Source organism: Actinomycetota bacterium (assembly GCA_014360655.1).
GTDB lineage: Bacteria > Actinomycetota > Geothermincolia > Geothermincolales > RBG-13-55-18 > JACIXC01.
Window position 1 is genome coordinate 38,678 of record JACIXC010000009.1, and the last position, 26,696, is coordinate 65,373.

The window sequence follows — 26,696 nt, forward strand, 5'->3', positions numbered from 1 at the left end:
GGAAGGAGGAACGGGAATGGATATACCCGAGGATCTTCAGGCTGCGGCTGAGTTCCACGGGCACCTGTGCCCGGGGCTGGCCATCGGGTACCGGGCGACCAAGGCTGCCCTGGGGATGATGGGCATCACGCGTTCGGGCGACGAGGAGCTGGTCTGCGTGGTGGAAAACGACTCTTGCAGCGTGGACGCGGTGCAGTTCCTCGCGGGTTGCACTTTCGGGAAAGGCAACCTCGTTTTCCGTGACTACGGAAAGCAGGTCTTCACCTTCGCCTCTCGCGAGCGTCCCGGAAGGGCCGTGCGGGTCAGCCTCAAGGCGGGCGCGCTGGCGCCGGGCGGCGAGGAAGTGGACCCCGCGCGCAGGAGGGAGCAGGCCATGGAACGCCTCCTCGGCGCGCCACTCGAGGAGCTCTTCCGCGTGGACGAGATCGACTTTCAACTGCCGCAGGAGGCCGTCATTCATCCCTCCATCCCCTGCGAGAGGTGCGGCGAGCCCACCATGGAGACCAGGCTGGTGGAGGTGGAGGGGCGGCGCCTCTGCCTTCCTTGCTCCAAGGGGGAACACCCCCTTTACCCTCCGCAGTAGCAACACCTTGGGGTCGCACCTCGGACTTTGCCTTTGGCAACACCCTGGTGCCCGACTCCACGCGCTGCCTTATTGGTTCCCCGGGCTGGACGGGCGCAGGGGAGAGACGACGATCAACGGCGGATGGACGAGGAGATTTCCTGGAGAGCACGGAGGAGGGCGTCGACGTCCTCGGGGGTGTTCAGGTAACTGAAGCTCGCACGCACCACGCCCCCGCGCAGGGTGCCCAGTGTGCGATGGGAAAGAGGGGAGCAGTGAAGGCCGGAGCGTACGCATATCCCGTACTCGTCGTCCAGGAGGGAAGCCAGCTCAGACGAGGTGAGACCGCTGAGGTTGAAGGAGACGATACCAACGCGTTCCTCCCATGAACGCGGACCGTAGAAGGTTACCCCGGGTATCTCGTCGAAGCCCTCCAGAAGTATTCCCGTGAGCTCCTCCTCGTGTCTCCGGATCTCCTTCAGGCCGAGCTCGAGGACGAATTCCACGCCGGCGCGCAATCCCGCCAGTCCATGGCCGTTGAGCGTGCCGCTCTCGTAGCGGTCGGGCAGGAAATCCGGCTGCACGGAACTCTCGGAGCGGCTTCCGGTACCTCCGTAGGAAAGCGGTTCCATCTCCCATCCGGGGGCGATGTACAGTCCGCCCGTCCCCTGGGGGCCGAAGAGCTCCTTGTGGCCGGTGAAGGCGAGGTGGGTGATGCCCATCGATTCGGGGTTGATCTCGACGCGCCCCGCCGTCTGCGCGGCATCGAGCAGGAAGGCCACACCGCGTGCGGCCGCGATCTCCGCCATGTCCGCGACGGGAAGGAGATTCCCCACGACGTTGGAGGCATGCGTGCAGGCGAGGAGGCGCGTGGAGGGCGAAAAGGCCTCTTCCAGGCGCTTCAAGTCCAGGCGGCCGTCCTCCTCGCAGTCAACGATGGTGTAGGTGGCGAGACCATCTCGCCTCATGGCTTCGAGTGGTCTCCAGATGGAATTATGTTCCAGCGAGGTGATGACGGCGTGCCCCCCCTCCCTGAGCAAGCCCTGGATTGCCGTGTTCAACGCCTCCGTCGCGTTCTTTGTGAAGACGACGCGCGAGGGGTCGCTCACGGAGAAGAGTTTGCATATGGCCTCCCTGGCCCGCAGCACCTCGCGACCGGATTCCAGGCTGCGGTGGTGTCCGCTGCGGCCCGGGTTGCCGCCCACCTCGCGGGCGAAGCGGTCCATGGCTTCGTAGACGGTTTCCGGCTTGGGATAGGTGGTAGCCGCGTTGTCCAGGTAAATATCTCCGCCCAAGGCTCCCTCCTCGCCTTTTTGTCCCTTTGAATGGCTTTAAGGCAGCATAATGATATCACTTTATTATGAGGGCCATGGGTAACACCTCGGGTAGGGTGTTGGGTGGCCGGGACGGGGCTCGTGCTCGCTTCACGGCGCTCTTTTCTTCTTCCGGCGGCCGGGCCGCCGGGTAACGGTCTCGCTCGCAGGCTCGCTGCGACCGACCCGGTCGTTCCCGGCCTCAGTTGGGTGCGTATCCGCCCTACTTCCGGCCCGGGGCCTCAGGGTAACGGTCTCGCTCGGCGCCGCGTATCTTTCTCATAAATCCGGAACGTTGGGTAAGGCGTCCTCGCTGCGACCGACCCTGTAGTTCCCCGGGCTGGTTGGGTGCGTATATGTTCTTCTTCCGGCGGCCGGGCCGCCGGGTAACGGTCTCGCTCGCAGGCTTGCTGCGACCGACCCGGTCGTTCCCGGCCTCAGTTGGGCAGTAAAAAGGAGGGCGCTTGCGATGTCGCTCGCCTTACCCCCGGTCCCGGCTTGATCATGGGTTGATCGATCCAAAAGGTGGGATAGTGTGAAATCAACGGGCATAATGGGGAATGAAACCGTGCGGAGCATTCAAGAAAAGAAGGGGCGGAGACGATTTATCAATGGCGAGGGAAAATGATGGCGAGCCAAGAACGGAAGCCAGGTCGGTAAGGCAATAGGAACCACGAGGGAAAACGAGAAAATGCAAAGCGTCAGAAAAGCCTATATAAGGAAAATAATGGCGTCTGCAACGGTGGCGGCGCTCGTGTTCTCGTTTCTGCTGGCGCAGGTGGGGGTGGTGGCGGCCCAGCCTTCCTTCAACGACATAGGCTCGCAACCCGCGGAGATACAGCAGGCCATCGAGTACTCCTTCCAGAAGGGTTACATGCAGGGATATCCCGACGGGAGTTTCCGCCCCGCCGACGGCACCACCCGCCTGGACTGCGCGCGTGCCCTGGTCTGCGTCTTCCGCCATGCGGGGGAGAGCCCCGACCCCTCCATCACCTTCACCGACCTCCCATCCTCGGATCCCGGTTTCACGTGGGCCAACCTGGCGGTCAAGTACGGCCTCATGGACAGGCTGCCCGACGGTTCCTTCCAGCCCTACCAGGCGGTCTCCTTCGAGCGGGTGGCGCTTGGGGTCACGGCGGGCAAGGGCCTGAACGACGTGGCGCAGAACGTGAACGCGCTCACCGGCGGCAACCCTTACTACTCCGGGGCCATGACCGTCTTCATGGACCTACACCTTAAATACCGCTACAGCAAGGTATGGCCGGGCCAACCCTATCCCCGGGGCGAGATGGCCTTCACGCTTTACCGCCTGGACAACCTGGAGAGCTGGAGGACGTGGTACCTGCGCGATTCCTTCAGCGCCGCCCGCTGCAGGCTTCCCGCCGCCTCGGAGGGGCAGCGGCGGGCGGTCGGCTACGGCTTCGAGAGGCTGGGGTGCCCCTACGTCTACGGGGGGGAGAGGGAATCGGAAGGAGGATTCGACTGCTCGGGCTTCATCTATAACACACTCTCCATGCGCATGGGCTATCCCATGATGAGGGTGGCCGACGACCAGGCGCGGGACGAGCGCTATCTCTATGTCTCCCGGGAGGCCCTGGAGCCCGGCGACGCCATCTTCTTCTACGAGAACGCGAACGACGCTCCCTCGGGATACATAGGGCACGCGGGGATGTACGTGGGAAATGGGATTTTCATCCATTCCACGGGCTCCAACGCCGGCGTCAGTTTCGACTGCCTCGACAACAACGACTACTGGAGGACCCATTTCGCCTGGGGGAGGAGGGTGGTCGGCGGGCCCTACAAGGATAACTTCGACACTTGGCTGGTCATATACAACCCCCATGCGCAGCAACAGCCGGTGGAGGTGAGATACCTGCGCCCCGACAAGGGGCCCGAGTCCAGGAATTACCTGCTGGCTCCCCACAGCCGCTTCACCATCGCCGTGGACAGCCTCTTCCCCTACGACGAGGTATCCATGGAGGTGCGCTCGCCCGCCCCGGGGGTGATCGCCGAGCGCGCCGTGTACTTCAACTACCAGGGCTGGGCAGACGGTGGACATGCCAGCACGGGCATGACACAACCGACCCAGCAGGGATATTTCGCGGAGGGGTACACGGGGAGCGGGTTTCACACCTGGCTCTGTTTCGTTAATCCCAGCGACGCGCAGGCGACGGTGGAGGTGAGTTACCTCCGGGAGGGAGGGCCCCCCGTGGTGTGCACCTATAACCTGGCGCCGCAACGCCGCTTCACCGTGCTGGTCAACGCGGTGCCCGGCCTGCCGGCGGGTAACGTGGGCATCAGTTACCGCTCCCTGAACGGGGTCGCGGTGGCGGCTGAGCGCGTCATGTATTTCAATTACCAGGGCAGGCGGGACGGACACTGCACGGCCGCGCTCACGCAGACCTCCACCCGGCTCTACCTTGCGGAGGGATATACCGGGGGCGCTTTCGATACCTGGATATGCCTCGCCAACCCCAACGCGGAGGCGGCGGAGGTGGAGGTCACCTACCTGGTGCAGGGCGGGACGAACGTGAGCCGGAAGCTCTGGGTGGAGGGACGCTCCCGCCTCACCGTCAACGCCGAGAACGATGTCCCGGACCGCTCCTTCGGCGTTTCCATCGCGTCCCTCAACGGGGTGGGCATCATCGCCGAGCGCGCCATGTACTTCAACTACCGGGGCCGCCAGGGAGGGCATTGCTCCGCGGCGGTTTCCCGTCCCGCTACCCGGCAGTACCTGGCGGAAGGGTACACCGGCGGGGATTTCGACACCTGGATATGCCTGGCCAACCCCAACGCGGAGGCGGCGACGGCCCGCGTGGTCTTCTCGCGGGAAGACGGATCCGAGGTGACGCTGGACGCGTATCTGCCCGCCCTTTCCCGCGTCAGCGTGTGCGCCAACGACGTGCCGGGGCTGGGGAAATGCTCCTTCGCCACGCGGGTGGAATGCACGCTGCCGCTCTTCGTCGAGAGGTCGGTCTATTTCGTCTATAAGAACCGCGCCGGCGGCACCAACTGCAGCGCCCAGGAGAGTCCCCAGGAACGCACCTTCTTCGCGGAGGGCTACACCGGCGGTTGAGTCCGCGCGGTTACGAGAAGACGCTTCCACGAACGCCGTGGAACACCCGACGCCCGGCCTTGCCGGGTTCCTATCACCGCTTGCACGAAAAGAACGTATCGCCTCTCCCTGTGACGGGGCGGTGAGCACTCCTGTCCCCGCTTATAAGGGAAGAACCGTGCCGCGGGGATGGCGGCTCGCCCTGGTGCCACGTGAAGCCCGTTCCCGGCTCCGCCCTTCTCGTCGGCGCTGCGAAAAAAGGTTAGAATCGTACTTGTGTCAAGGGTGAGAAGCGGGCGAAGCCGCGGGGTTGCGCCGGGGCGGGACCAGCGCCTTCGCGTCGATTCCCTGGAGGTGTGTGATAGATGTCCACGGGAAAGCAGTTGCGGATGGGTCGCATCCTGGGTGAGGACGGCAGGGCGCTCGTGGTGGCCATGGACCAGGGGGCGGTCGCCGGCTCCATGGCCTACCTGGAGGAACCGCTGCGCGCCATCCGGGCGGTGGCGGAGGGCTCGCCGGATTCCCTTGTTTTGACCAGGGGCATGCTCAAGCACGGCTGGGAGGCCATTCCCCCGCGTGTGGGCATGGTCATGCGCATCAGCGGCGGCTTTACCGTGCTCGAGGGGGCTCGTGAATTCAGGGACCGCGTCATCACCGGGGTTGAGGAGGCCCTGCGCTGGGGAGCGGACGGCGTGGTGGCCGCCGTGAAGTTCGGCCACGAGCTGGAGGGAGAGTTCATACAGGCCGTGTCGGCGGTCGCCGACGCCTGCGACAGGTGGGGAATGCCCCTGCTCATAGAGGCCATGGTGGCCCTGCGGGGAAGCGCCGGCCTCTCCGAGGAGGAGGCCCTGGCCGTGGCGGCGCGGGCGGCGGCCGAGCTGGGGGCGGACCTGGTGCAGTTGCGCTATCCCGCCAAGGGGGGAAGCCTGGTGGAGGCGATCCGTGGCTGCCCGGTCCCCGTGCTGGTACAGTGCGGGGACGCCGTGGACGAAGACGCGGTCTTGGGCACGGTGAAAAGCGCCGTGGAGGATGGAGCTGCGGGCGTGGCGCTGGGACGCAACGCCTGGCAGCGGGACGATCCCGCGCCGTTCATGCGAAGGGTGCACGCGGCCCTGGGGAGGTGAGGGCCCCGGCCTGAGCCGGCCCGGACATGAGGGAAGATATCGGCCGCGACGATTTTCGCGAACTGGTAGAGGAAGCCCTGGAAGGGTTTCCCTCCGATTTCAGGAAACTCCTGGAAAACCTGGCCGTGGTGGTCGAGGACATCGCCTCGCCCCGGGACGCCCGCCTGGCCGGCGTGGACCACCCCATGCAGCTCCTGGGATTGTACGTGGGGGTGCCGTACACGCAGTGGGGCAGGGAGCGCTACGCGCGCCCGCCCGACGTGATCAGGATCTACCGGCTTCCCATCCTGGCCGCGTTGCGGCCCGGGGAAGACGTGCGGGATAGGGTCCGCCGCGTGGTCCTGCACGAGCTGGGGCACCGCGCCGGGATGGGGGAGGAGCGCCTGCGCGAGCTGGGCATGTATTGAACCTTCCTGCGGCCCGTAAGAAGGCCGGGAGCAAAGGTGCCGCGGGGAAGGCGCCTGGTTTTTGCCGTTCAGTTGTCGGCGAAGGCGGAGAGAGCCGCTCCCAGCGCCCCCACCAGCTGCGGGTTTTCGGGCACCAGCAGCGGCAGGCCCAGCCTCTCTTCCAGCAGGGCACGCAGGCAGGGGTTGTTGGCCACCCCGCCGGCGAAAACCAGTTCCCGCTGCACGCCCACCCTCTTGAGCAGGGCGGAGGCGCGGTCGCATATGGCCTCGTGCAGGCCGCGGGCGATGAGGGGGCGCGGGGTGCCGCGGGCGATGAGGCCGGTGACCTCCGATTCCGCGAAGACGGTGCACATGCTGGAGATCTTCACCTCTCCCTCCGCCTGCAGCGCGGTCTTCCCCATCTCCTCGAGCGACAGGCCCAGGGCGGCGGCCATGACCTCGAGGAATTTCCCCGTCCCCGCGGCGCAGCGGTCGTTCATCTGGAAGTCCACGACCTTGCCGCCCGGTCCCACGGAGATGGCCTTGGTGTCCTGCCCACCTATGTCCAGTATGGTGCGCACATCAGGAAAAATATGGTAACAACCCAGGGCGAAGGCCTTGATCTCGGTGATCACCCTGTCCGCGAAATTGGCCTGGGCCAGGTGCCGGCCGTAACCGGTGGCTACCAGGAGGTCGTACTCGTGTTGCGCCAGCAGGCGCCGGCACTGCTCCAGGGGATCGAAGGTGGTGTCAACCACCTCGCTTGTGAGGACCTCGCCGCCGTCCATCGCAACGAAGCCGATGGTGCGCGATCCTATGTCCAGTCCGGCTACGGCCATCCCCACCTCCTGCGCGTAGTGACCCGTTTCCCGGTAACCTTAGTTTCCACGTCGCTTCCGTGTATGCATCGGGAATATGCGCTGGGAACCTGTTACCGCTTTCCCCGCGGTTTACTCCGGCATATCCCTTAACGGCATCAATGTATACGAACCGCCCTGCCCGTGCAATCCCGCGAACCTGGAGATCGGACGCCCGTGGTTAGAGGAGAAGATCCCGGGGAGGGCGCGGGCCACTCCCCGGGAGCAACGATTTCATACCGGCCTTTTCGTCTCCACCATCTCGATGAGCGCCTGCACCCGGGTGGTGAGCTGCCCCACGTCCTCGGAGCTGTAGTCGGTTTCCAGGTAGAGGAAGGGTACGCGTTCCTTCTCCAGCTCCTGCTGCACGCGGAAGGCCTCCACCGTGTAGGGATCGCAGAACTGCAGCGCGTAATAGATAACGGCGTCTATGTCGTAGTCGCGCACCAGCTCCCGGATGTGTTCCAGCCTCTCACGGTTGGGGGTGAAGACCGCGCAGTCTATCTCGAGGTAGCGGTCCGCGATGGCGTCCAGCATCCCCTCCAGGTCCGCGGCGGCCTCGTCCACGAGGTGGCGGAAATAGCGTATGCCGGTGCACATCTCGTCCATGGCCACCAGCCCCCCGGAGGTCTCTATGATGGTGGGCACCTTCCAGTTCGGGATGGCCATGGGGCAGCCGGAGAGGAGGATGCGCGGGCGGTGAGAGCCGCCGATGGAGATGCCCTGGTCCCTTCTCTCCTCCAGCTCGTCGCAGAGGGCGTTGACCTTCTCCGCCAGGCGCACCGGGTCGTCGTAGAAGGCGATCTGGTTGATGAGGAGCGCGTCCCTGCCGGAGATCACCGGCGGGTCGCACTTGCGCAGCTCGGCGAGGCGCAGCAGGGCCTTGCGCTTTTCGTTGATCACGCGCGCTGCGTTACGCAGCGACTCCTCGTCGATCTTTTTACCCGCGACCTCCTCTAGGCGCGCCGCCAGCCTCCGGACCTCCTCGCGCCAGAGGCGGCGGTCTGCCTCGTCCTTGCGCTGCGGCAGCTCCATGGTATGCACCGGCTGGAACTGGTCGAGTATCTCGTAGTATTTCTTCTTGCCGTCGCAGGTGGTCTCGCCCACCAGCAGGTCGCAGGATTCTATGTACGGGCATACCTTGGCCAGCTTGAAGCCCAGGGAGGACTTGATGAGGGCGCAGAGGTTGCGCGGGAGGTACTGCTCCGCCGCTTCCTCCGCCACCTGCGCCCCGGCACAGAGGCCCACGCAGACGCCACCCGCGGCGAGGATCAGTTCCTCGGGCACGTAGGTGCAGAAGGTGCCCACCACGATGCCCCCGGCCGCGCGGTGGTCCACGAGCTCCTTGATGCGCAGGCCGTGCACCTCCGAGAAGACGAAGTCGAAGTACTGCATCCCCTCGGGGCGGTTCTCCTGGCCCAGGATGGATTCCTGGTAAAGGGGCGGCAGTACCTCCAGGAGCCCGTCGTGGGCGGCGAGGTCCAAGCCCAGCTTCTCCCACATCTCACGGTAGTCTGCCATTCCTTACCTCCTTTTCCCGTTCATGTTCTTGCTTGACCGATAAGGGGGCCTTGCGCCTTTTCGGTGTGCCGGCCGCTCGCTGCAGGCCGGACCCCGGGAGCGGCCCGTGCAACCGCTATGGTTTGCTCGCCTTAAGCTACGGCTTGCTCACCTTTTCCGTGTGCCGGCCTTTCGCCGCAAGCCGCCGCGCTGCCCGGGCCCTTGAGCCTGGTCCCTGCCGTCCGTTAAACGGCCGCAGCCGTTCACCCGACCTCTTTGTCCTCGCGCTCTTCCCGTTCACCGGCGGGCTCCCCTCCCGCTCCTCCCGCCCAGCGGCTGCGGTAGGGCTCGACCCCGGCAACCGCTACTCCCGCCGCCTCGAGGGCCTCCCGTATTCCGGCGGCGTCGGCGGGATTTATGCGCAGGGAGATGCCGCAATCGACGCTGAACTCGCGCGGTGTGTTTATGACCGCATACCCGATGCCCATGTGTTTGAGCACCTTCTCGGCGCTCAGGGCATGGTGTGTAGAGTGGAAGAGCACCACGTAACAGTTAAAATCATTCATAAGGTATATTTATTTAATCTATCGATTACCTTAATGAAGGATAATAACGCACAACCCTCGCGGAGGCAATTCGGGGCCTCGTGCGGGATCACACGCCGCCGTACGTGATTGCAGGCGATCAAACGCATTGCGCGTTTTCTCTTGACGGAAACGCGGGACGGCATCGCCGCCCGCCGGCATAGGACCCGGAGATCTCCGCCCGTGACGCCATTCTGCCGGTGACGCCGCGGAGGCCACCTTCCGTGAGAAGCGGTTTGTCTCATGGTTTCCTGAGCACGCGGGCCTTTAACCTCCAATTCGCCGCTCTTGCTCTGCCGGTATGCGTGGGACAGCGAAGGGATGCCGTTTCTGCCAGTGAAAAGATATAAAAGAAAGGTTGTTATCATTGACAACGATGTTTCACTATCATACTATAGAGAAGGATAAAGTTTTCTTATATAGGAACGGTGATGAAATTGTTGAGCGACCGGGATATCGAGAGATGGTACCTGGGGCTTCCCTTTCTCGAGGAAGAGGAAGGCGAGGCGGAGGTAGCCGCGCTCCCCTTCCTGAGCGAAGAGGAGATCGAGCGCCTGGCGCTGGGCTTGCCGCTCGTGGCGGCCTGAGCGGCGGCATCTGGAGAAAAGGGTGAGCCGGGCGCGGTGGCGCAGGGGAAGCGCCGCGCGCCTTTTGGGCTGCGTTTTTACGTACGATGAACATCGTTGCGAAAAACAGCAACGCATTTACAGGATAGGGAAAATCACGAGGGATGTTGAGGAAGCGGGCGTCACGGCCGGATGGGATGGCGCTTGCATCATATGCAGGGCATGTATCAGGATAATATAAAGCTTGCGGGAGAGAGGACTGCGCCCTTACAAGAAACCGGCCCACTTTCCAGGGACTGAAAAGGGGAATAAAAGGAGCGCGTCATGGAGGAGATCGGTGCCAGGCTGCGTGAAGTGAGGAACGCCAGGAAGCTTTCCATCCGCAAGGTCTCCGAGGCCACCGGTTTCTCCGTCTCCTTCTTGAGCAGGCTGGAGACGGGCAAGAGCAGCATCACCGTCAAGAATCTCCTGAAGCTGCTGCAGTATTACGGGGTGACCCTCGCGGACATCTTTTCGGATGCGGCCGGGAGGAAAATTACCTTTCGCAGGGAGGACAGGAAGAGAGTCGACAGCCCCGGCGAAGTGACCCTGGAACTGCTCGTAGACGAGCCCGGCATCGCCATGGAAAGCCTGCTGGGCACCTTCCAGGCGCGCGCCAAATACAAGGATCGTATAGAGCACGGAGGTGAGGAGTTCGCCATGGTGCTCAAGGGCGAATTCCGCTTCGAGCTCGGCGATACTGCTCACCACCTCAGGGAGGGGGATTGCGTCTATTTCCAGGGCGAGCTGCCGCACAATTGGGAGAACCTCACGGACGGGGAGGGATGCCTGCTCATGGTCATGACTCCCCCGAGCGTATGATGCGTGTTCCTTCGGAGTGACCGCCTGTCTCGCGCGGATCGCAAGGGTTGATCTCGACGCTCTTCCTGCATCACCCGGCACACCCTTACACCACCCGGCACACACCGATATTCCCCATACAGCCCGACCATCGCACCCAAGCGCCTCGGCCGACGGTCGCGTTTCACGCGGAACAGGCCGGTTCCGGCCATACCCTTGCCGGGTCGCGGATCCGTCGCGCGCGGGCGGTCACGCCGCTCGGAAAACGCGCCCCCGCACCACCAGTCGTCCCGTACACGGGGGTCGCGGCAGTTTCCGCGCGCCCCTTGATCCGCGGCATGTTTAGTGCCGGCGGGAGAAGGCAAAAATAGGAAACAACCGTATCGTTCAGGGGAGAGGAGGCAGAGATGGCGGAGGAGATAGTCGCCGAGAGCACCGGTGCGGGAGCAGCGGAGGAACCTTACAGGAAGCTCCGTATCTACAACGGGGTGATGGCCGTTTTCCACCTCGTGCAGGGTTTGCTCATGCTCGCCCTTAGCAACGATTTCTCGCTGCCGGTGACCACCAACTACCTAAAGGCCGACCCGGCGGATTTCAGCGGGCCGAGCATGCCCAGCGTGGTGGGCCACCTGAGGATCGGGCCCCTGGTGGCCGCCTTCCTCTTCATGAGCGCCCTGGCTCATTTCCTGCTCACCCTGCCGCGCATCTACGAGTGGTACGTGCGCAACCTGAAGAAGGGGGCAAACTACGCCCGCTGGGTGGAATATTCTTTCAGCGCCTCGCTCATGATCGTGATCATCGCCATGCTCTCCGGCGTCTACGACCTGAGCACCCTAATCCTCCTCTTCTTCATGAACATGATGATGATCCTCTTCGGGTGGATGATGGAGCTGCACAACCAGAGCACCGAGAAGACCAACTGGACTTCCTTCTACTTCGGCTGCCTGGCGGGGATCATCCCCTGGGTGGTGATCGCCCTCTACTTCTTCTCCGCGGTGTCCCGCCCGGAAGCCGGGGTGCCTACCTTCGTCTATTTCATCCTCCCCATCCTCTTCGTCTTCTTCAACTGCTTCGCCGTCAACATGGTCCTGCAGTACAGGAAGGTGGGTAAGTGGCGGGATTATCTCTTCGGCGAGAAGGTCTACATCCTGCTCAGCCTGCTGGCCAAGTCCGCCCTGGCCTGGCAGGTCTTCGGCGGCACTCTGCGCGGGTCGTGACGGGCGCAGGGTTAAGGCGGCGTGATGAGTTCACCCGCCAGGGACCCGGTCGGCGAAGGGACGGCCCCACACCCTTTTCCGCCGCGGAGCCGCCGATCGCCTTTGCGCGGAGCTGCTCGGGCGTCAGCGTGCCCGGCCGCGCATACCATCCCCGCGCCGGCCTTTTCTCCGCGGGAGGGTTATCGCACTGGTGAGGAGGACAGCGGGCCGCGCGCGAGGCAAGGCGCGGAAACACCACCGCTCTCCTCTGCGTGCGTGGGCATGGCACGAATCGAGGTGCTAATTAAGGGAGGGACGCGCCGCGTCCCTCCCGAAGGTGCCCTTGCCAGCCCGTTCTCAATCCCTACCGCGCCGACCCTTCGGCCTGCGCAGGCGGCGCGAGCCCGCCAGGGAGAGGATCCCCAGCGAGATGCCCAGCATGAGCAGGGCCGTCCCGCTTCCCGACCCGCAGGGTGACACCACGGTGAACCCGCCATTGAGCCAGCTCTCCGTTCCGTCCGGGTTCGATACAACAACGTCGTAGAGGCCGGGGGCCGCACCCATGAGGTTGAGGGTGCAGTGGATCCGTTCCTGCGTCATAACGTTCACGTTGGAAGCATTGATCACCGTGGAGCCCTTCACCAGCATCACCCTGGCCCCTGGGAGAAACCCGGTCCCCGTGACGGTCACGTTATGGAACGGGTTGAACTGGTAGCCTCTCGTCGGGTAGATGCTCTCGACGCTGAGGGCGATGTTCTTGTAAGTGAAGACGAGGGGGTCGGAGGTCCCGCCCGGCGTGGTGACGTAGACGGACACTTGGGCGAAGGGGCTGCCGATCGCGGGGGCTGCGCACACGATCTCGTTTTCGGACCAGGAGACGATGCCGGCGCGCAGGAGTCCGAAGGTCACGAAGCCGTGCGCGGACGAGGTGCCGAAACCGCTGCCGGTCAGGGTCACCGTCTCCCCGTCCCTGCCCGTATCGGGCGACAGGGTGTCCAGGACCGGATCCTCCCCCAGGTAGCCCCCGCTGGTGGTATGCAGGATGGTCCCGGAGGTCCCCACCGCCCAGGCGATGTCCCCGTCAACGGCGCTTATGTCGAGCATGACCACGTCGGTCGGGATGGTTTGCTGCTGGCACCAGCTCAGGCCCCCGTTTTCGGTGCGGGCGATCTTTACGTTGGGGTTTGCGTTTCCGCCCACCATCCAGATGTCATTTGCGTCGAACATGATGGCGCCGCCGGGATACGCCGTCATGCTGCATTCGAGGGTGTAGAAGAGATTGGGGTTCTGCCAGCTTGACCCCCCGTCGGCGGTCTTCATGCAGCACGGGGCGAACATGGGCGGAAAACCGTCGTAGACCCTGAAGACGCCCCAGGCCATGGCATTCTGCCCGTCGCAGGCGGCGATGCACAACCAGTTCTTGTCCGCGGGTCCGGCGGGTGCCCAGTTTTTGCCGCCGTCGGTGGTCCTGAGGACCACTCCGGCGTTGCCCTGGAAGGGACTTTCGCCGCCCGCCGCCCATGCTGTAAGGTCATCCACGGCGGAAATGGAGAATATGGCGTACGCGTGGCCAGAGACCTGGTGCTCCCAGGTACCGCCGTCGTCCGCGGTCTTCATGATGAAACCGCCCGACCCGACGCCCGTGGCGCCCGCCACCCAGCAGGTCTTATCGTCGAGGGCGGCGATGTCGTGCACGGTTGAGCTCTCGGGGATCATCGCCGCTTCCCAGGTTTTGCCGCCGTCCTCGGTGTGCAGGAGGTTACCCCCCTCGCCCCCCACCCAGGCTTCATCGACGCTCACCGCCGAGACGGCGTTGAGCTGCGAGGTGACTCCCGCGTCCAGCGTCTTCCAGGTGGTACCGCCGTCGGTGGTGCGCAGGACGGTACCTGCGGCTCCCACCGCCCAGGCGGTATTGTGATCGACGGCGGAAACGGAGCGCAGGTCCTCCTCGGTTCCCGATTCCTGTTCCTGCCACCCGTTCCGTTCGCCGTCCCGCGAAAGCGCCCCCGCGGCGGTCGGGGGCGGCAAGGGCGAGGGAGGCCAGCAGGCAGAGGAGAAGAAACACGGAAAACAGCCTGAGAAGTCTCATGTTCTCACCCCCATGTGCTACCGGGACCATCCGAAGATCTAGTAGATAATAGCACGCGTGAAGTGATGTTATCAACGCTCAGGTTATTAAGTGCATCATAAGGTCTTTGTGAGTGGGCGCGTAAGCGACGACGCGGCGATCTCCCCGGGGAAGGCGCGTCGCTGGCGGAAGCGCACCCCCCGGCACGGGGACAGGGCACGCTCTATGGCTTGCGGATGACCGGGCGCTCACGCATCGCCGGGAATGATTGCCGTTTCCCCGGCCCCGTACATGCATATTGCCGCGCTTCCCCGCTCCCGGGCGCAGGGCGTCGCGCCCGCCCTCAGGAGAGGCGCCTGATAAACTCCACGCAACGCCTGATGATGAGCTCCCTGTCGTGATCCAGGGTGGCCACGTGGTAGGAGTTCTCCAGCCACACCAGCTCCTTGTCCGTGGAGCTCACGTGCTCCAGCAGGTAGGGGCCGTTGGTAGGCGGCACCACGTGGTCCTCCCGGGAGGTGAAGATCAGTATGGGGGCGGTGATGCGCGGCAGGTCGCGCCTGGTGATCCTCATGAGCTCGTAGAGCTCGGCGGCGGCGCGCACGGGCACCTTGTCGTAACACGATTCCTTCACCGAGGGGTCCTTGATGTCGCTCCCCACCCCGGGGATGGTTTTCAGGAAATACTTGGCTACCGGGGTCAGGGGCAGCAGGGGATTGAGCCTGGCCACCGCCGCGTTGATGGGCATGAGGCCGGCCACCTCCGCCGCGTATTTCTCGCCCAGCCAGCAGGTTATGGTCCCCCCCATGGAGAGCCCGGTGACGAAGACCTTCTCGCAGCGGCCCTTGAGGTCCCGCAGGGCCTTCTCGGCCTCGCCGGTCCATTCCTCCCATGTGCGGCGGCCCATGTCCTCCACGGAGGTGCCGTGCCCGGGAAGGCGGGGACCCGCAACGGTGAACCCCGCCTCGGCCAGTCCCTCCCCCAGGGGTCGCATGCTCTGGGTGCAGCCCGTGAAGCCATGCACCACCAGCACCCCCGTCTTCCCTCCTTCGAAGAAGAACGGTCGCGCGTCCTCCCAAACTTCCTCCGCCATGACGACCTCCTTCCTGTTCCCCGCCGGAAGCGGCTACCTTTTCCGCTGAGGCCGGGAAGACCTTCCCGTGCGTGTTCCCGCCCCGCGTTGCCGTTATTTGGAAGATCATGAGCGGAAGCGCGATGGCCGGTGAACCCCGCGGCTGAGGGAGAAGGGAAATTGCGGGCCGGGACGCACCCTCAGCAGCTTTCTCCCTCGACCCCTTCCTCCAGCGCCCAGCCCAGGCTGCGCTCCACCGCGCGCTTCCAGTCGCGCCGCATGGCGCGCACCCTTTCCGCCGCGGCGGGGTCGGGAAGCGCCTCGCGGTCCACCCGCCAGCGCTCCTCTATCTCTTCCAGGTCTTTCCATATCCCCACCGCCAGCCCGGCCAGCAGCGCGGCGCCCAGCGAGGTCGTCTCGGAGACGACGGGGCGGCGCACGGGAACCCCCAGGAGGTCGGCCTGGTACTGCAGGAGCATGTCCATGACGCTGGCGCCGCCGTCCACCCGCAGTTCCTTGAGGGTGACCCCCGTCTCTTCCGCCATGGCCTCCACCACGTCCGCCGTCTGCAGGGCCATGGACTCTATCACCGCGCGCGCCACGTGCGCGCGGCCGGTGCCGCGGGTCATGCCGATGAGCAGGGCCCGTGCCCGGGGGTCCCAGTAGGGCGCGCCCAGGCCCACGAAGGCGGGGACGAAGTACACGCCGCCCGTGTCCTCCACGGAGGCGGCCAACTCGTCCACCTCGGAGACCTCGGAGATGATGCCCAGCCCGTCGCGCAGCCAGTTCACCGCCGCGCCGGTGATGAAGATGGAGCCCTCCAGGGCGTAGGTCACCTCCCCTCCGATGCTCCAGGCCACGGTGGTCAGCATTCCCTTCCCGGAGAGGCGCGGCTCGCCTCCGATGTTCATGAGCACGAAACTCCCCGTGCCGTAGGTGTTCTTGGTCATGCCGGGGCGGAAGCACGCCTGGCCGAAGAGGGCCGCCTGCTGGTCCCCGGCGATGCCCGCCACCGGGGCACCGATGCCCAGGAAGGCGTCCGGGTCCGTCTCCCCGAAGACGCCGCTCGATCCCCTCACCTCGGGCAGCATGGAGGCGGGCACGCCGCACGCCCGCGCCAGTTCCTCGTCCCAGGCGAGGTCGTGGATGTTGAAGAGCAGGGTGCGGCTGGCGTTGGAGACGTCGGTGGCATGTACGCGCCCCCCGGTGAGACGGAAGAGCAGCCAGGAATCGATGGTACCGAAGCACAGTTCCCCGGCCTCCGCGCGGCGCGCGACGTCGGGCTCGTTCTCCATGACCCAGGTCAGCTTGCTCCCCGAGAAGTAGGGATCGAGGACCAGGCCCGTCTTGCGGTGGAAGGTGTCGCCCAGGCCCTTCTCCCGGAAACGGCGGCAGATGTCGGCGCTGCGCCTACACTGCCAGACTATAGCCCTGCGCACCGGCTTTCCCGTCTCGCGCTCCCAGATGACGGTGGTCTCCCTCTGGTTGGTGATGCCGACGGCGGCCACGTCCCGCGGCGCGGCGCCGGCCTCCCGCAGCGCCCGCCGCGCCGCCTCACGCGTGCATTCCCAGATCTCCTCGGCGTCGTGCTCCACCCACCCGGGGCGGGGGAAGTGCTGCGTGAACTCGAGGGAGGAGCTGGAAAGGGGCTTCTGGTCGCGGTCGAAGCACATGCACTTGGTCCCGGTGGTCCCCTGGTCGATGGCCAGAACGATCATGGCGGCTCCGTCCTACTCCTCGCCCTCACCTTCCTCCACCGCCAGCGTGATCTGGTCGGCGTCCGGTTCCCGTTCCCGGGCGCCCTCCACGCGGGCTTCACCCTCCCCGCCCTCCCGGCCTGCTTGCGGCCGCAGGTCCAGGAAGCGCTTCTCGCGCCCCTTGGTCTCCAGCCCGAGCCTCTGCAGCAGGCGCTGCAGGCTGTGGAAGACGATGCGGGTGGGAGCGACCTCCACCTCGCGTTGCAGCAGTTCGTATAGCTCCCTTTCCAGGTATTTCTTGGAAATTCCCTCGGCGGGGGCGATGTGCAGGTAGAGCTCGTCCAGGTCGTAGGGGTCGTCGTTGTGCTTGCGTATCTCCAGCTGCCATTCAAGGACGTCCTTGTGCCCGGAGAGAAGGGGATAGAACGCGTTGAGGTCCACCAGGGTGCCCTTCAGCTTGGTCAGCTCGAACTCCTTGTAATCGGAGGAACGGTTGATCTCCAGTCCCAGCCGCGGCAGGGAACGGCCGCAGTAGGGGCAGGGGTCATGCCTTATGCCCCCTTTCACCAGGTCGCCCGTGCGGAAGCGGAGGAGGACGCTTCCCCTCCATTCCAGGCTGGTGTAGACGATCTCGCCGTCCTCGCCGTCGCCGAGCCTCACGCCGCTATCGGGATCGATTATCTCGATGACCTCCATGTCTGGAAAAAGATGGTAGCCGGAGCTCTCCTCGCGGGAAAGCGCGGCCTCGCGGCACTCGCTCCAGGCGATGCGGCCCTCTGTGAACCCGTAGGTGGAGATCACCGCCGGCCTTTCCGCCCCCAGCTTCTCAAGCAGCTCGAGCATCTTGCCCTTCAGGCCCTCGGGGAGGCGGTCGCCTCCCAGGACCAGGGTTTGCAGGCGGGAGAGGTCGCGTCCCTCGCGCGCCGCCAGGCGCAGGAGGTGATAGGCGTAGCTGGGGGTGGCCGTGAGCACCGTGGCCCGCAGCCGCTCCAGGGCGTCCAGGATGCGCTGCGTGCCCAGGATGCGCCCTCCGCCCGTGTGCAGGGCGGGGATGCCCACCTCCTCGGCTGCGTAGTAGGTCATCCAGAAGGCGAGGTGGGGCGCGAAGGGGAAGGCGTTCACCACCATGTCCTCGCGGCTGAGGCCGGCGAGCTCGAAGATCCTCCTGCCCGCCTCACGCATGCGCCGCAGGTCGTAACGGGTATAGAGGATGGGAGTGGGAAGGGCGGTGCGGCCCACGGTGAAATGATAGTGCACGGGCAGGAATTCCCTGTCCAGGTATTCACCGTAGGCTCTCTTGCCCTGCGTGATGCGCATCAGGCGGTGCTTCAGCCGCACGGTCCCGCGGGGGCTCATCTTCTGGAGGTCGGGCTGCAGCACGAGGTTGAAGGGTATTTCCGGGTTCTCGGGGAGGGGTGCGATGTCCGCCTTGGTGGTGAAGGGGATGCAGGAGAGATCGCGCAGGGTCCTGATCACCCCGGGCTTGATGCGATTGTAATCGAAGAGTTCGCGGTAATAGGGGCTGAACGGGTACACCAGCTCGTGGATGTAGCGCACCAGGTGCTGCTCCTGGGCCGCCAGGTATTGCTTCGGCGGCAGGTGGTCCCATAGCGTTTTTCTCATGGCATCGATTCCTCCCCTTGCAGTCGCTTTCCGTGGCAGGGCGGAGACGCGACGCCTCCTCCGCTCACTGTCCTTTCTCCGCTCTCCATCCTGATTAACGATACTATCATGAAAGGGCTGCGGGGCGAAGGCCGGCACTCCCGGTCGGCGTCGGGCGGGTATGCGGCGCGCGCAGGGGCGACGGGGGATGCGCCGGCATGTCGCCCCGGGGAGGTCGACCGGGGCTGTATAGCGGAAGCGTGTATCGGGAGAGGGATCGGGGGGAGGCGTTCCGCCTCCCCCCGGTAGAACCGTTTGCCGCAGCGGCGGCCGGTTTCCGTTCCTGTTTTGCGCCCGTACGCCCCGCGCCCCGTGGTACGGGACGGGGGCCGTCGTCAGCAGCCCTCGGAGCAATGGGCCACGCGCGGGACCATGAAGCGCTTCATGTGCACACCTCCTCCCGTTCGCCATCCCTGTCTTCGACTCTCTTCCGGGCCAGGTTCTCGTTTCACGCCGTGCTGTGATGTGTAGGCGCTAATACGAAGACCTTCAACGGCTAAGATAGCTTGTAACATATCTCGCAGTCCCCCACCACGCCGTTCTTGCGCACCTCGCGCAGCGTGGCCTTTTCCCCCGCCACGCGCGAGAGGGAGAAGAGCCCGGTGGGCACGATGGGGCACAGGGTAGGCCCACCTTCGCGGCGGAGCTCCTCGTTGCCGTGGCAGATGTGGCATCCCTTGACCTCTATGGAGAGTTCCCCGTCATTCCCGTGCACGCTCACGCTTTCGCTGAAGCGGAGGTCGTTCCGCAGGTAATCCTCGAAAGCGCGGTTGAAATCCTCGCCCCGCAAGACGCCCCCCGCGCGTGCCTTGAAATCTCCCGCCCACACAGAACCGATGCGGGACTTCACCTTCTCCAGCTCACCGGAGACGGATTTCACTACAGCGCGATGGTATTTCTTGAAAAATTCCCTGTCCAACTGTGCCATATCCTTCCTGCCTCCTTCCCGTTCCTTTCGCTTACCATGCCGGTCACGTGCCGCTGCCGGCCACGTGCCGCTGCCGGTCCCGGCAGTTCGTTCCCAGCCCTCGTCACCTTTCCGCCCTCCGCGCCGGCCATATCTTCTCGGGTCTTTCTGCGGTGGCCCTTTCGCCCGCCTTACACCATCCTCACCGCTCCGAGGTCGCAGGCGTGGGAGCAGTTGCCGCACAGGCGGCACTTCTCGAAGTCGATGCCTACGCGACAGGTATCTCCGGAACCCCGCTCCGCCTTTATGACCTGGAAGGCCCCATGGGGACAGAGGCGAGCCGCCTTGCACTCCTCGCATCTCTCCGCTATGTCGCATCTTTCCCTGTCTATCCAGGGCATCTTCGTGCGCATGCACCTCACCTCCATACCCTTAGGGGTATATTAACGGGAGATGTCTCGCGCCCGCGATGATCCAGGTCATACCGCGCCTCTCGCGCGCCTTTCCCGTGGGCCCATGTGGTAAAAGGGCGCGAGGTTTATTTGCGGTGAAAATGTGGTATGCTTATATACAGTTGAAAATCGAATGTTTGCTGAGGAAACCAGCTCCCGAGGATAAGCGAGATTGCGGGGATCTCCGCGGCATAGGCAGTATCAGGCTTTTCTCGGGAGCTGCTCCATTTTACCATCGCATGGCGGTCCGTCAAGGAGATTTTTTAAACCACCGCCGGGCGGTAGGTCAAGGATATTTCTCAACTTTCCCCTGGCTTCCTCCCTTGGCTTCTTGCACCGCCTTCTTGCAACTGCTTCTTTCACGACCCAACCCTCAGATCCTTTTCGCACTCTCTCTTTCCGCACTCTCTCCGCTAGGTGAAGGCCTGGCGCAGCACCCCCACCAGGTCCTCGAGAACGGTGTCCCTGGGATTGGAGGAGCGCAGGCGCGTGTTCAGGAAGGCCTCGGCGGAGAGCGCTTCCACGCTTGACGGCGGCACTCCCGTTTCGGAGAGGCTCTTCGGCAGGGGGAGCAGGGAGAGCAGGCCCTCCACCGCCTCCACCGCCTTTTCCGCGGCTCGCGGGGCGGAAAGGCCGCCCACGTCCATGCCCATCGCCATGGCCAGCTCCCGGTAGAGCTCCGGACAGCTCTCCAGGTTGAAGCGCATGACGTGGGGAAGGAGCAGCGCGTTCGCCTTGCCGTGGGGGATTCCGAAATGGGAGCCCAGGGCGTGAGCCAGGGCATGGGACAACCCCAGGCCCGAGGTGGTGAAGGCCATGCCGGCGAGGAAAGCGGCCAGGGACATGCCGTGCCTGGCCTCGCGGTCGCTCCCGTCCTGGCAGGCCCGCTCCAGGTGGGCGAAGATGAGCCGCACCGCCTGCAGGGAGAGCGCCCGCGTCGCTTCCCAAGACCTCCTGGCGACGTATGATTCCACCGCATGGGTGAGCGCGTCCATGCCGGTGGCCGCCGTCAGCTCCGGGGTCATGGAGTAGGTGAGCTCGGGATCGATCACCGCCAGCAAGGGGTAGAGGTACTGGCTTACCAGGGACATCTTCTGGCGTCGCTTCCCACCCGTGATCACCGCAACCCAGGTGACCTCGCTTCCCGTGCCCGCGGTGGTGGGGATGCAGATGAGCGGCTTGCCGCGCCGCGGTATGCGTCCCGTGCCCTCCCAGGAGCTGACGTCGCCCTCGTTGTTGAGCCTGGCGGCTATGACCTTCGCCGCGTCCATGGGGCTGCCGCCCCCCAAGCCGATGACGAAGTCGCACCCGTTTTCGCGGGCCACGGCCACTCCCCGCTCCACCGTTTCCACCCCGGGATCGCTTTCCACCTCCGGGAAGAAGGTCACCGCGATACCTTCCGCGCCGAGCATGTCCTGCAAGATCTGTACCGCGGGAAGTTGCGAGGTGGGACCGCCCCCCGTCACCAGCAGGGCGTGCTTCCCGAAGCTCTTCACGAAGTGGCGTATCTCCGGCAGGGAGCCCTCCCCGAAGACCACCTGCACCGGAAAGCGGAAGGTCAGGACCATGCCTCCATCACCTCCTGCCGATGTGGGAATTTATCGACTTGCGCAGGGCATAAGTTTAGGCGGCTCGCTGCGGCCCGCGAGGGTGCTCGGGGGGACGCCAACCGGGGCTGCGCGGGGAGAGGGCACGGGGCTCCCGGCGTCGCGCCCGTGCACCCCGCCGGGGGTGGCGCGGGAGACCGCGGCCGCCGGGGCGCCGTGGGGAAGGTTCACGCCGCGCGCCCCTCGAATATTTTATGCGAAGCCCCGGTCACCGGCTTTCCCCGTGTTCCGCGGACGGAAGGGATGCCGTCTACGTGGAGCAGGGGCAGGTTGAAGCGAGGAGACGCCTACGTTCCGCCGCGGATCAGGAAAGGAGCAGGCGCGATGAAGGAAAGGGAAGGCGGGTCAGCCCTCCACGCCTCCCTTCTCCTCGATGGAGAGGAACGCATACTGGAGGGGAACCGCGACGCCGAGGTCTTCCTGGAGAAACCCCTCGAGCAGGTGCGCAAGGTCCCGCTGCAGCAGGCTAATCCATCCCTCCACGCGGCGTTGAAGGAGCTGCTGGCCAAGACACGGCGGGGACGCGGGGTGGAGGATTACGCGCTGGCCTACAAGGTGGGAAAACGCCTCATGCGCCTTAACATCTCCATAGCGCCCTACCCCCTCGAGGCCCTGGGCGCGACGGGAAGCCTGGTCACCATCACCACCCCGGGCCCGAGATACGTTCCGGAGAAGCGCGAGCCCGTCGCGGCGGAGGGAGCGCCGCCGCCCGTAAAGGCGGTGAAGGGCGACATCCGGGAGTTCCTGGACGGCCTGCCCGAGCCGGCTTTCCTTCTCGACCGGGAGTCCGTATGCGTCTACGTCAACCAGGCCATGTGCGATGCGGTGGGCCACGGGGAGGAGGATCTCCTGGGGCGCCCGCTCTCGTTCTTCCTTGCCAGGGAGAAGGCGAAGAAGGCGCTGGATTACCTGCCGGAGGCGGTGCACGCGGCTCCCTGGAGGGGAGAGCTCGAGTTCAGCCGCGAGGACGGCTCCACCTCCTTCGTCGCCGTGACGGTGAGTTTCCTGGGCGAGGGGGAGGAAGCCCTGCTGCTGGGGCTGGGGAGGGAATGCACCGCCGAGGCCAGGATAAACAGGGAGCGCGATGGCGAGCTGAAGCGGGTCTGGAGCCTCCTCGAGGATGCCGAGGCGGCGCTGGTATGCTTCACGCCCGACCTCCGCGTCACCCTGATCAGCCACTCCGCGGAGGAGTTGCTCCGCACCACGAGGGACAGGGCCATAGGCACCCCGCTGCCCGACCTTTTCCCCGCCGCGGCCAGGGAAGAGGTGGCCGCCCTGCTGCAGCGCGTGGTCGCGGGCGAGAGGGTGGAAGGCGTCGAGTTGAGAATAGGGGAGAGGAAGGAGGTCAGGGTCCTCTCCCTGCAGGGAAAGCCCGCCCGCGAGGCGCGGGGAAGGAAGCGGGAGTTCATGCTCCTCGTCAGGGAGGTGACCGGGGAGGACTCCGCGGTCACGGCCATGGAGGGACTCCTCGAGGAATCGCGCCGCAGGGAGAGGATTCTCGGGGCGGCGGTGCGCAGCACGGGGGTGGACGATTTCCTGGAGGGCTGCCTCGCGCTCCTGGAGGAGGAGCTCGCCTGCACCTCCTCCGCCGCCTTCCTGGTAGAGGAGGGGAGCGCGTCCCTGCGGGCCTGGCGCAACCTCTCCGGGGAGGAGCGGGGGGTCCTGCGGGCGCTGGGGTTGCGCCCGGGCTACGCGCGTGTATGCCAGGGGCTGCGCGTGCTTACCGTCACCGTACGGGGAGGAGTGCCCCGCGAGGGATGGGACGAGGTCATATCCTGCGTGGAGAAACCGGACGCGCTCGTCCCCGTCCTGCGGGAGAGGAGGTGGCGTTCCCTCACGGTGATCCCGCTGCGCGGGGGGGAAGGGGTCGCGGGATTCTTCGTCCTGGCGGACTGCGATGCGGAGAAGACGGCGGGGGTCGGCGAGCATTCCCTTGCCTCCATGGGGGAGACGGCGGCAGGCGTCCTTGCTTCCCTCCAGGAAAGAATTTCCAGGGAAGAGGAGGAGAAGGAGGCGGGTGGCGGCGGCGCACCGGGGACCGGGACGGCGGCACCCCAAGATCCCCGGGAGGATGTTGCCGAGCCCGCGGGCACCGGAGCCGCGGGCGCCCTCGCGGAGGCGCGGGATCTCGAGGCCGCACGCGAGGAGCACGACTACTTCGAGATAGCGCGCCGCCTGAAGGGTCACGAGGAAGCGGTGGACGCCCTGCCGCTGTGGTCGCAGGAAGCGCCCGACAGGGCGGTCCCCTCGGCCCGCGGCATCGACCTCGGCGCACTGCTCGTGGACCTCAAGGAATATTATTCCAGGAGAAGACCGGGAAGCAACATCTTCCTCGAGCTGGACGAGGACATCCCCCTCGTCCATACCGATAAGAAGATGCTGAGGGAGGCCCTCATGTGCCTGCTGGACAACGCCCTGAAGTTCTCCCCGCGGGGTTCCCCGGTGATCCTGGGGGCGGAGCGCTGGGGCGACGAGGTCCTCCTGCGCGTGGAGGATCAGGGCCCGGGCATCCCGCCGGAGGTGGTGAGGCAGGTCATGCAGGAGGGCGGGGGCGGAGAGGGTCGCGGGAGGCGGGCCAAGAGCCTCGTGGTATGCAGGGATTTCGTCAAGGCCATGGGCGGCGAGCTCACCCTGAAGGGAAAGGGGGGCGAGGGGACCACCGCCTACATAAGGTTGCGCCTCCTGCCTTTCTTGCGCGATGTGAGATGAAAGATGCGCCTGAATACCCACGGGTTAAGGTCCTGGGCATAAGCGGAAGCCCCGTGAAGGGCGGGAACGTGGAGGAATTGTTGCGCGCCTCCCTGCGCGCGCAGGAAGACGTTCCCGGCGTGGAGTGGGAGCTGCTCAGCCTGGCGGAGCTGCGCGTGGAGGACTGCGCGCACTGCAACTGGTGCCTGCGCAAGCAGGGCGGCGGGCGCAGGTGCTCCCGCGACGACGACCTGGCCGCCGTCTACCCCAGGGTGGAGGAGTGTGACGCCCTCATCCTGGCCACCCCGGTCTATTTCGGCCGCCTCTCCGGGTACCTGGCCGCCTTCATAGACCGCATGCGCGTTTACGTGCACGGCAACGAGACCGCGGGGATGCTGCGCAACAAGGTCGGCGGATCCCTGGCCGTGGCCTGGTTCCGCATGGCCGGCCTGGAGATGGCCCTGCTCTCCGTCAACCAGTTCTTCTACGCCGTGAACATGGTCATCGCCGCCCCCGACCTCGGTCTGCAGGGCGGCTCGGCCTTCTCCAGCCTGGAAGGGAGCGGGAAGAGGGAGGGTGGGGACAGGCTGCTGGTCCTGCATGACGAGCTGGGGATGGCCAGCGCAGCCTCCACCGTCTCCCGGGCGGTGGAGCTGGCGCGGCTGCTCAAGGCGGGCAGGGAGGCGCTGGGCGCTTCCCGCTGACGACTGGCCCGCTCAGCAGGCCGGCATGATCTCGAGCTGCAGGTGGCCGTCGCGCTCCACGACGCCGCCCGTCGCGAAATCCACGGGATGGGCGAAGAGGGGGCCGGAAAAGACGAAGGTGTGGAACTCGCCCCCCTCGCCGGATGGATCGACGCCCGCGGCCTCCAGATCGCGCAGGGCGGAGAGGTCCAGCACCCTCCCCAGCCAGTCCCTGGAAAGATATTCCATGCGAACGGAAATGATGACGGCCCGGTAGCCGAGGTTCACGAACTCCGTCACCAGCCCGCGGCGCTCCTGCCCCCAGAGGGGCAGTAGCGGCTCGATGCCCAGTTCCCCGCACACCCTCTCCACCCAGACGCGGTGCTCGGCGAGGTCGATGTCGCCGAAGACCCCGGCGGACACGCCATGCCCGCGCATGCGCCCCACCTCCTCCTTGAACGCCGCCTCGTATCCTTCCCAGGTGGCGCTGCCGAAGCGGATGGGAAGCTCCAGGGCCTCCGCCTGTGCGGCGAGGGCCTCCCGCGAGACCCCGTGGGAGCGGGAAAAAGCGCCTCCCTCGTGGAGCATGCAGAAGAGGGCGAGGACCGGTCGCCCGGCCGCGACCGCACGGTGCAGTGCCAGGCAGGAGTCCTTGCCGCCGCTCCAGGAAACGAAGGCGGGCCCGTTACCCGTGTCTGACTCCATGTGCCTCACCGGTTGCCCTCGCTTTTCTGTCCATGGATACCTCCAACGGATACCTCCGGTTCCTTCCCGGAGCCTCCGCCGGCACCCTGGCCGGCGCCTCAAGGCCCTCGCGTGGCCGCGAGCGTCGCGCGACCGCTCACGCGGTAGACCATGACCGATTATACCGGATGCCCAAGGGCAGGTTGAGAGGGGGGAGAGGGAGGGTGTATGGATCATACATCCCGAAATAACCGAAGATGAAGTGGGACAAGGTTGAAAAAAGGGGGGAGAGGGAGGGTGCATGGACAATCCGCATGCCTTCATGTTGCTTGACCCGGGAACGAGGCCGGGGTAAAATATAGTTAAGACTGACCGGTTGGTCTAAAGTTGGTAGCCGGGAAAACGGAAACGGTGGAAGCAGGGAAAGGGAGCTCATGGAGGCCAGCAGGGGGACGCCGGCACGAAGGAAACCGCGGCCGGAGACGAGCGACGGCAGGCTGCCCGGGGCCAAATCGCTGGGCCTGCGCAGGAACCCCGCCAAGGACGAGCGGGAGCGGGCTTTCAAGGAGGCGGCCCTCAGGCTCTTTTCCTCCAGGGGTTACCACAAGACCACCATGTCGGAGGTCGCCCTGGAAGCTGGCTTCGGTAAGGGGACCCTCTACTGGTACTGGAAATCCAAGGAAGAGCTCTACTTCGACCTCGTCGAGGATTCGCACAGGGAGTTCGTCGCCCTGGTGAGGCGCGCGGCGGACATGGAAGGCGATGCCCTCGAGAAGCTTGGGTGGCTGGGGAGGGAGATGGTAGAGCTGCATTACCGCAACCGCGAGTACACCAAGCTCTCCTGGAAGATGCGGGCGGAGGAACTGGAGACCTTCTCGCCCGAGTACGTGGAAAGGCTGCGCCGCAACAACGAGGAGACCAAGCGGGAGTTGCAGCGCATCGTCAGCCAGGGAATCGATGAAGGTTTACTGCCTGCCGGAGACCCCTACTACCTGACCTGCATGCTGCTGGGGCTGGTGGAGGGGATGGAGATACAGTGGCTGGAGGACCCCGAGGCCTTCGACCTGCGCAAGGCCATGGAGATGGTCCTCTCGCTGGTCTCCGCCGTGCGGCCTTACCTCGGAAGCGTTTCCCTTTCCGGGCAGGGTCCTGGCTCCGGCGGAAAAGCGCACATGGACGAGTGACGGTGGGCA

Annotated in this window: 23 protein-coding genes; 10 read left to right on the forward strand and 13 right to left on the reverse strand. The window is 65.4% G+C overall.

Features of this window, described 5'->3' with window-relative positions:
- Positions 1–16 precede the first annotated feature (16 nt).
- A complete protein-coding gene (locus H5T73_07610; GenBank protein ID MBC7247629.1) occupies positions 17–583 on the forward strand; it encodes a TraR/DksA C4-type zinc finger protein in 567 nt (188 codons plus the stop codon).
- 113 nt (positions 584–696) lie between these two features.
- Here the strand turns inward: H5T73_07610 and H5T73_07615 are convergent, their stop codons facing one another.
- Positions 697–1,857, reverse strand: a complete 1,161-nt coding sequence (locus H5T73_07615) for an aminotransferase class V-fold PLP-dependent enzyme (GenBank protein MBC7247630.1) — start codon at positions 1,855–1,857, stop codon at positions 697–699.
- A 745-nt stretch (positions 1,858–2,602) separates the two neighbouring features.
- Here H5T73_07615 and H5T73_07620 point away from each other — a divergent pair.
- From H5T73_07620 to H5T73_07630, 3 genes are all read left to right on the forward strand, one after another.
- Complete coding sequence (locus H5T73_07620; GenBank protein MBC7247631.1) at positions 2,603–4,951, forward strand: C40 family peptidase; 2,349 nt, start codon at positions 2,603–2,605, stop codon at positions 4,949–4,951.
- Positions 4,952–5,295: 344 nt separating this feature from the next.
- Positions 5,296–6,054: a hypothetical protein gene (locus tag H5T73_07625; protein MBC7247632.1), complete on the forward strand. Its 759-nt coding sequence runs from the start codon at positions 5,296–5,298 to the stop codon at positions 6,052–6,054.
- Positions 6,055–6,080: 26 nt separating this feature from the next.
- Positions 6,081–6,461, forward strand: a complete 381-nt coding sequence (locus H5T73_07630; protein MBC7247633.1) for a metallopeptidase family protein — start codon at positions 6,081–6,083, stop codon at positions 6,459–6,461.
- A gap of 68 nt (positions 6,462–6,529) precedes the next feature.
- On the opposite strand, the gene H5T73_07635 is transcribed toward H5T73_07630, so the two are convergent.
- From H5T73_07635 to H5T73_07645, 3 genes are all read right to left on the reverse strand, one after another.
- Positions 6,530–7,279 carry a 3-hydroxyacyl-ACP dehydratase gene (locus H5T73_07635; protein ID MBC7247634.1) on the reverse strand — a complete coding sequence of 250 codons (750 nt, stop codon included), beginning with the start codon at positions 7,277–7,279 and terminating at the stop codon, positions 6,530–6,532.
- 252 nt (positions 7,280–7,531) lie between these two features.
- Entirely contained in the window at positions 7,532–8,818 is a 1,287-nt protein-coding gene (locus tag H5T73_07640; protein MBC7247635.1) for a 2-hydroxyacyl-CoA dehydratase, read from the reverse strand.
- A 242-nt stretch (positions 8,819–9,060) separates the two neighbouring features.
- A complete protein-coding gene (locus tag H5T73_07645; GenBank protein MBC7247636.1) occupies positions 9,061–9,363 on the reverse strand; it encodes a DUF3343 domain-containing protein in 303 nt (100 codons plus the stop codon).
- A gap of 449 nt (positions 9,364–9,812) precedes the next feature.
- On the opposite strand from H5T73_07645, the gene H5T73_07650 reads away from it, so the two are divergent.
- The 3 genes from H5T73_07650 (at position 9,813) to heR (ending at position 12,004) form a co-directional block, all read left to right on the forward strand.
- Positions 9,813–9,968, forward strand: a complete 156-nt coding sequence (locus H5T73_07650; GenBank protein ID MBC7247637.1) for a hypothetical protein — start codon at positions 9,813–9,815, stop codon at positions 9,966–9,968.
- Positions 9,969–10,271: 303 nt separating this feature from the next.
- Positions 10,272–10,808 carry a helix-turn-helix transcriptional regulator gene (locus H5T73_07655; protein MBC7247638.1) on the forward strand — a complete coding sequence of 179 codons (537 nt, stop codon included), beginning with the start codon at positions 10,272–10,274 and terminating at the stop codon, positions 10,806–10,808.
- Between the two features lie 386 nt (positions 10,809–11,194).
- Positions 11,195–12,004 (forward strand): heliorhodopsin HeR, encoded by an 810-nt coding sequence (heR, locus tag H5T73_07660; GenBank protein ID MBC7247639.1) that lies wholly within the window; start codon positions 11,195–11,197, stop codon positions 12,002–12,004.
- A gap of 336 nt (positions 12,005–12,340) precedes the next feature.
- Here the strand turns inward: heR and H5T73_07665 are convergent, their stop codons facing one another.
- The 8 genes from H5T73_07665 to H5T73_07700 form a co-directional block, all read right to left on the reverse strand.
- Positions 12,341–14,011 carry an IPT/TIG domain-containing protein gene (locus H5T73_07665; protein ID MBC7247640.1) on the reverse strand — a complete coding sequence of 557 codons (1,671 nt, stop codon included), beginning with the start codon at positions 14,009–14,011 and terminating at the stop codon, positions 12,341–12,343.
- A 383-nt stretch (positions 14,012–14,394) separates the two neighbouring features.
- Positions 14,395–15,144 carry an alpha/beta fold hydrolase gene (locus H5T73_07670; protein MBC7247641.1) on the reverse strand — a complete coding sequence of 250 codons (750 nt, stop codon included), beginning with the start codon at positions 15,142–15,144 and terminating at the stop codon, positions 14,395–14,397.
- Between the two features lie 179 nt (positions 15,145–15,323).
- The gene (glpK, locus tag H5T73_07675; GenBank protein MBC7247642.1) at positions 15,324–16,841 is read right to left on the reverse strand and encodes a glycerol kinase GlpK; all 1,518 of its coding nucleotides are present in this window, start codon (positions 16,839–16,841) and stop codon (positions 15,324–15,326) included.
- 12 nt (positions 16,842–16,853) lie between these two features.
- Positions 16,854–18,443, reverse strand: coding sequence for an AMP-binding protein (locus H5T73_07680; protein ID MBC7247643.1), 1,590 nt, complete (start codon positions 18,441–18,443; stop codon positions 16,854–16,856).
- A 535-nt stretch (positions 18,444–18,978) separates the two neighbouring features.
- A complete protein-coding gene (locus H5T73_07685; protein MBC7247644.1) occupies positions 18,979–19,410 on the reverse strand; it encodes a hypothetical protein in 432 nt (143 codons plus the stop codon).
- A 170-nt stretch (positions 19,411–19,580) separates the two neighbouring features.
- On the reverse strand, positions 19,581–19,802 hold the full coding sequence (locus tag H5T73_07690; protein MBC7247645.1) for a 4Fe-4S binding protein: 222 nt from the start codon (positions 19,800–19,802) through the stop codon (positions 19,581–19,583).
- A 240-nt stretch (positions 19,803–20,042) separates the two neighbouring features.
- Positions 20,043–20,204: a hypothetical protein gene (locus tag H5T73_07695; GenBank protein ID MBC7247646.1), complete on the reverse strand. Its 162-nt coding sequence runs from the start codon at positions 20,202–20,204 to the stop codon at positions 20,043–20,045.
- Between the two features lie 50 nt (positions 20,205–20,254).
- Positions 20,255–21,409: an iron-containing alcohol dehydrogenase gene (locus H5T73_07700; GenBank protein ID MBC7247647.1), complete on the reverse strand. Its 1,155-nt coding sequence runs from the start codon at positions 21,407–21,409 to the stop codon at positions 20,255–20,257.
- A gap of 363 nt (positions 21,410–21,772) precedes the next feature.
- Between H5T73_07700 and H5T73_07705 the strand changes: the two genes are divergently transcribed.
- The gene (locus H5T73_07705; protein MBC7247648.1) at positions 21,773–24,157 is read left to right on the forward strand and encodes a PAS domain-containing protein; all 2,385 of its coding nucleotides are present in this window, start codon (positions 21,773–21,775) and stop codon (positions 24,155–24,157) included.
- Positions 24,154–24,840 carry a flavodoxin family protein gene (locus H5T73_07710; GenBank protein MBC7247649.1) on the forward strand — a complete coding sequence of 229 codons (687 nt, stop codon included), beginning with the start codon at positions 24,154–24,156 and terminating at the stop codon, positions 24,838–24,840. The genes H5T73_07705 and H5T73_07710 overlap by 4 nt, the downstream gene beginning before the upstream one ends.
- 12 nt (positions 24,841–24,852) lie before the next feature.
- On the opposite strand, the gene H5T73_07715 is transcribed toward H5T73_07710, so the two are convergent.
- Positions 24,853–25,524, reverse strand: coding sequence for a diphthine--ammonia ligase (locus H5T73_07715; protein ID MBC7247650.1), 672 nt, complete (start codon positions 25,522–25,524; stop codon positions 24,853–24,855).
- 413 nt (positions 25,525–25,937) lie between these two features.
- Between H5T73_07715 and H5T73_07720 the strand changes: the two genes are divergently transcribed.
- Positions 25,938–26,687, forward strand: a complete 750-nt coding sequence (locus H5T73_07720) for a TetR/AcrR family transcriptional regulator (protein ID MBC7247651.1) — start codon at positions 25,938–25,940, stop codon at positions 26,685–26,687.
- Positions 26,688–26,696: the final 9 nt, after the last annotated feature.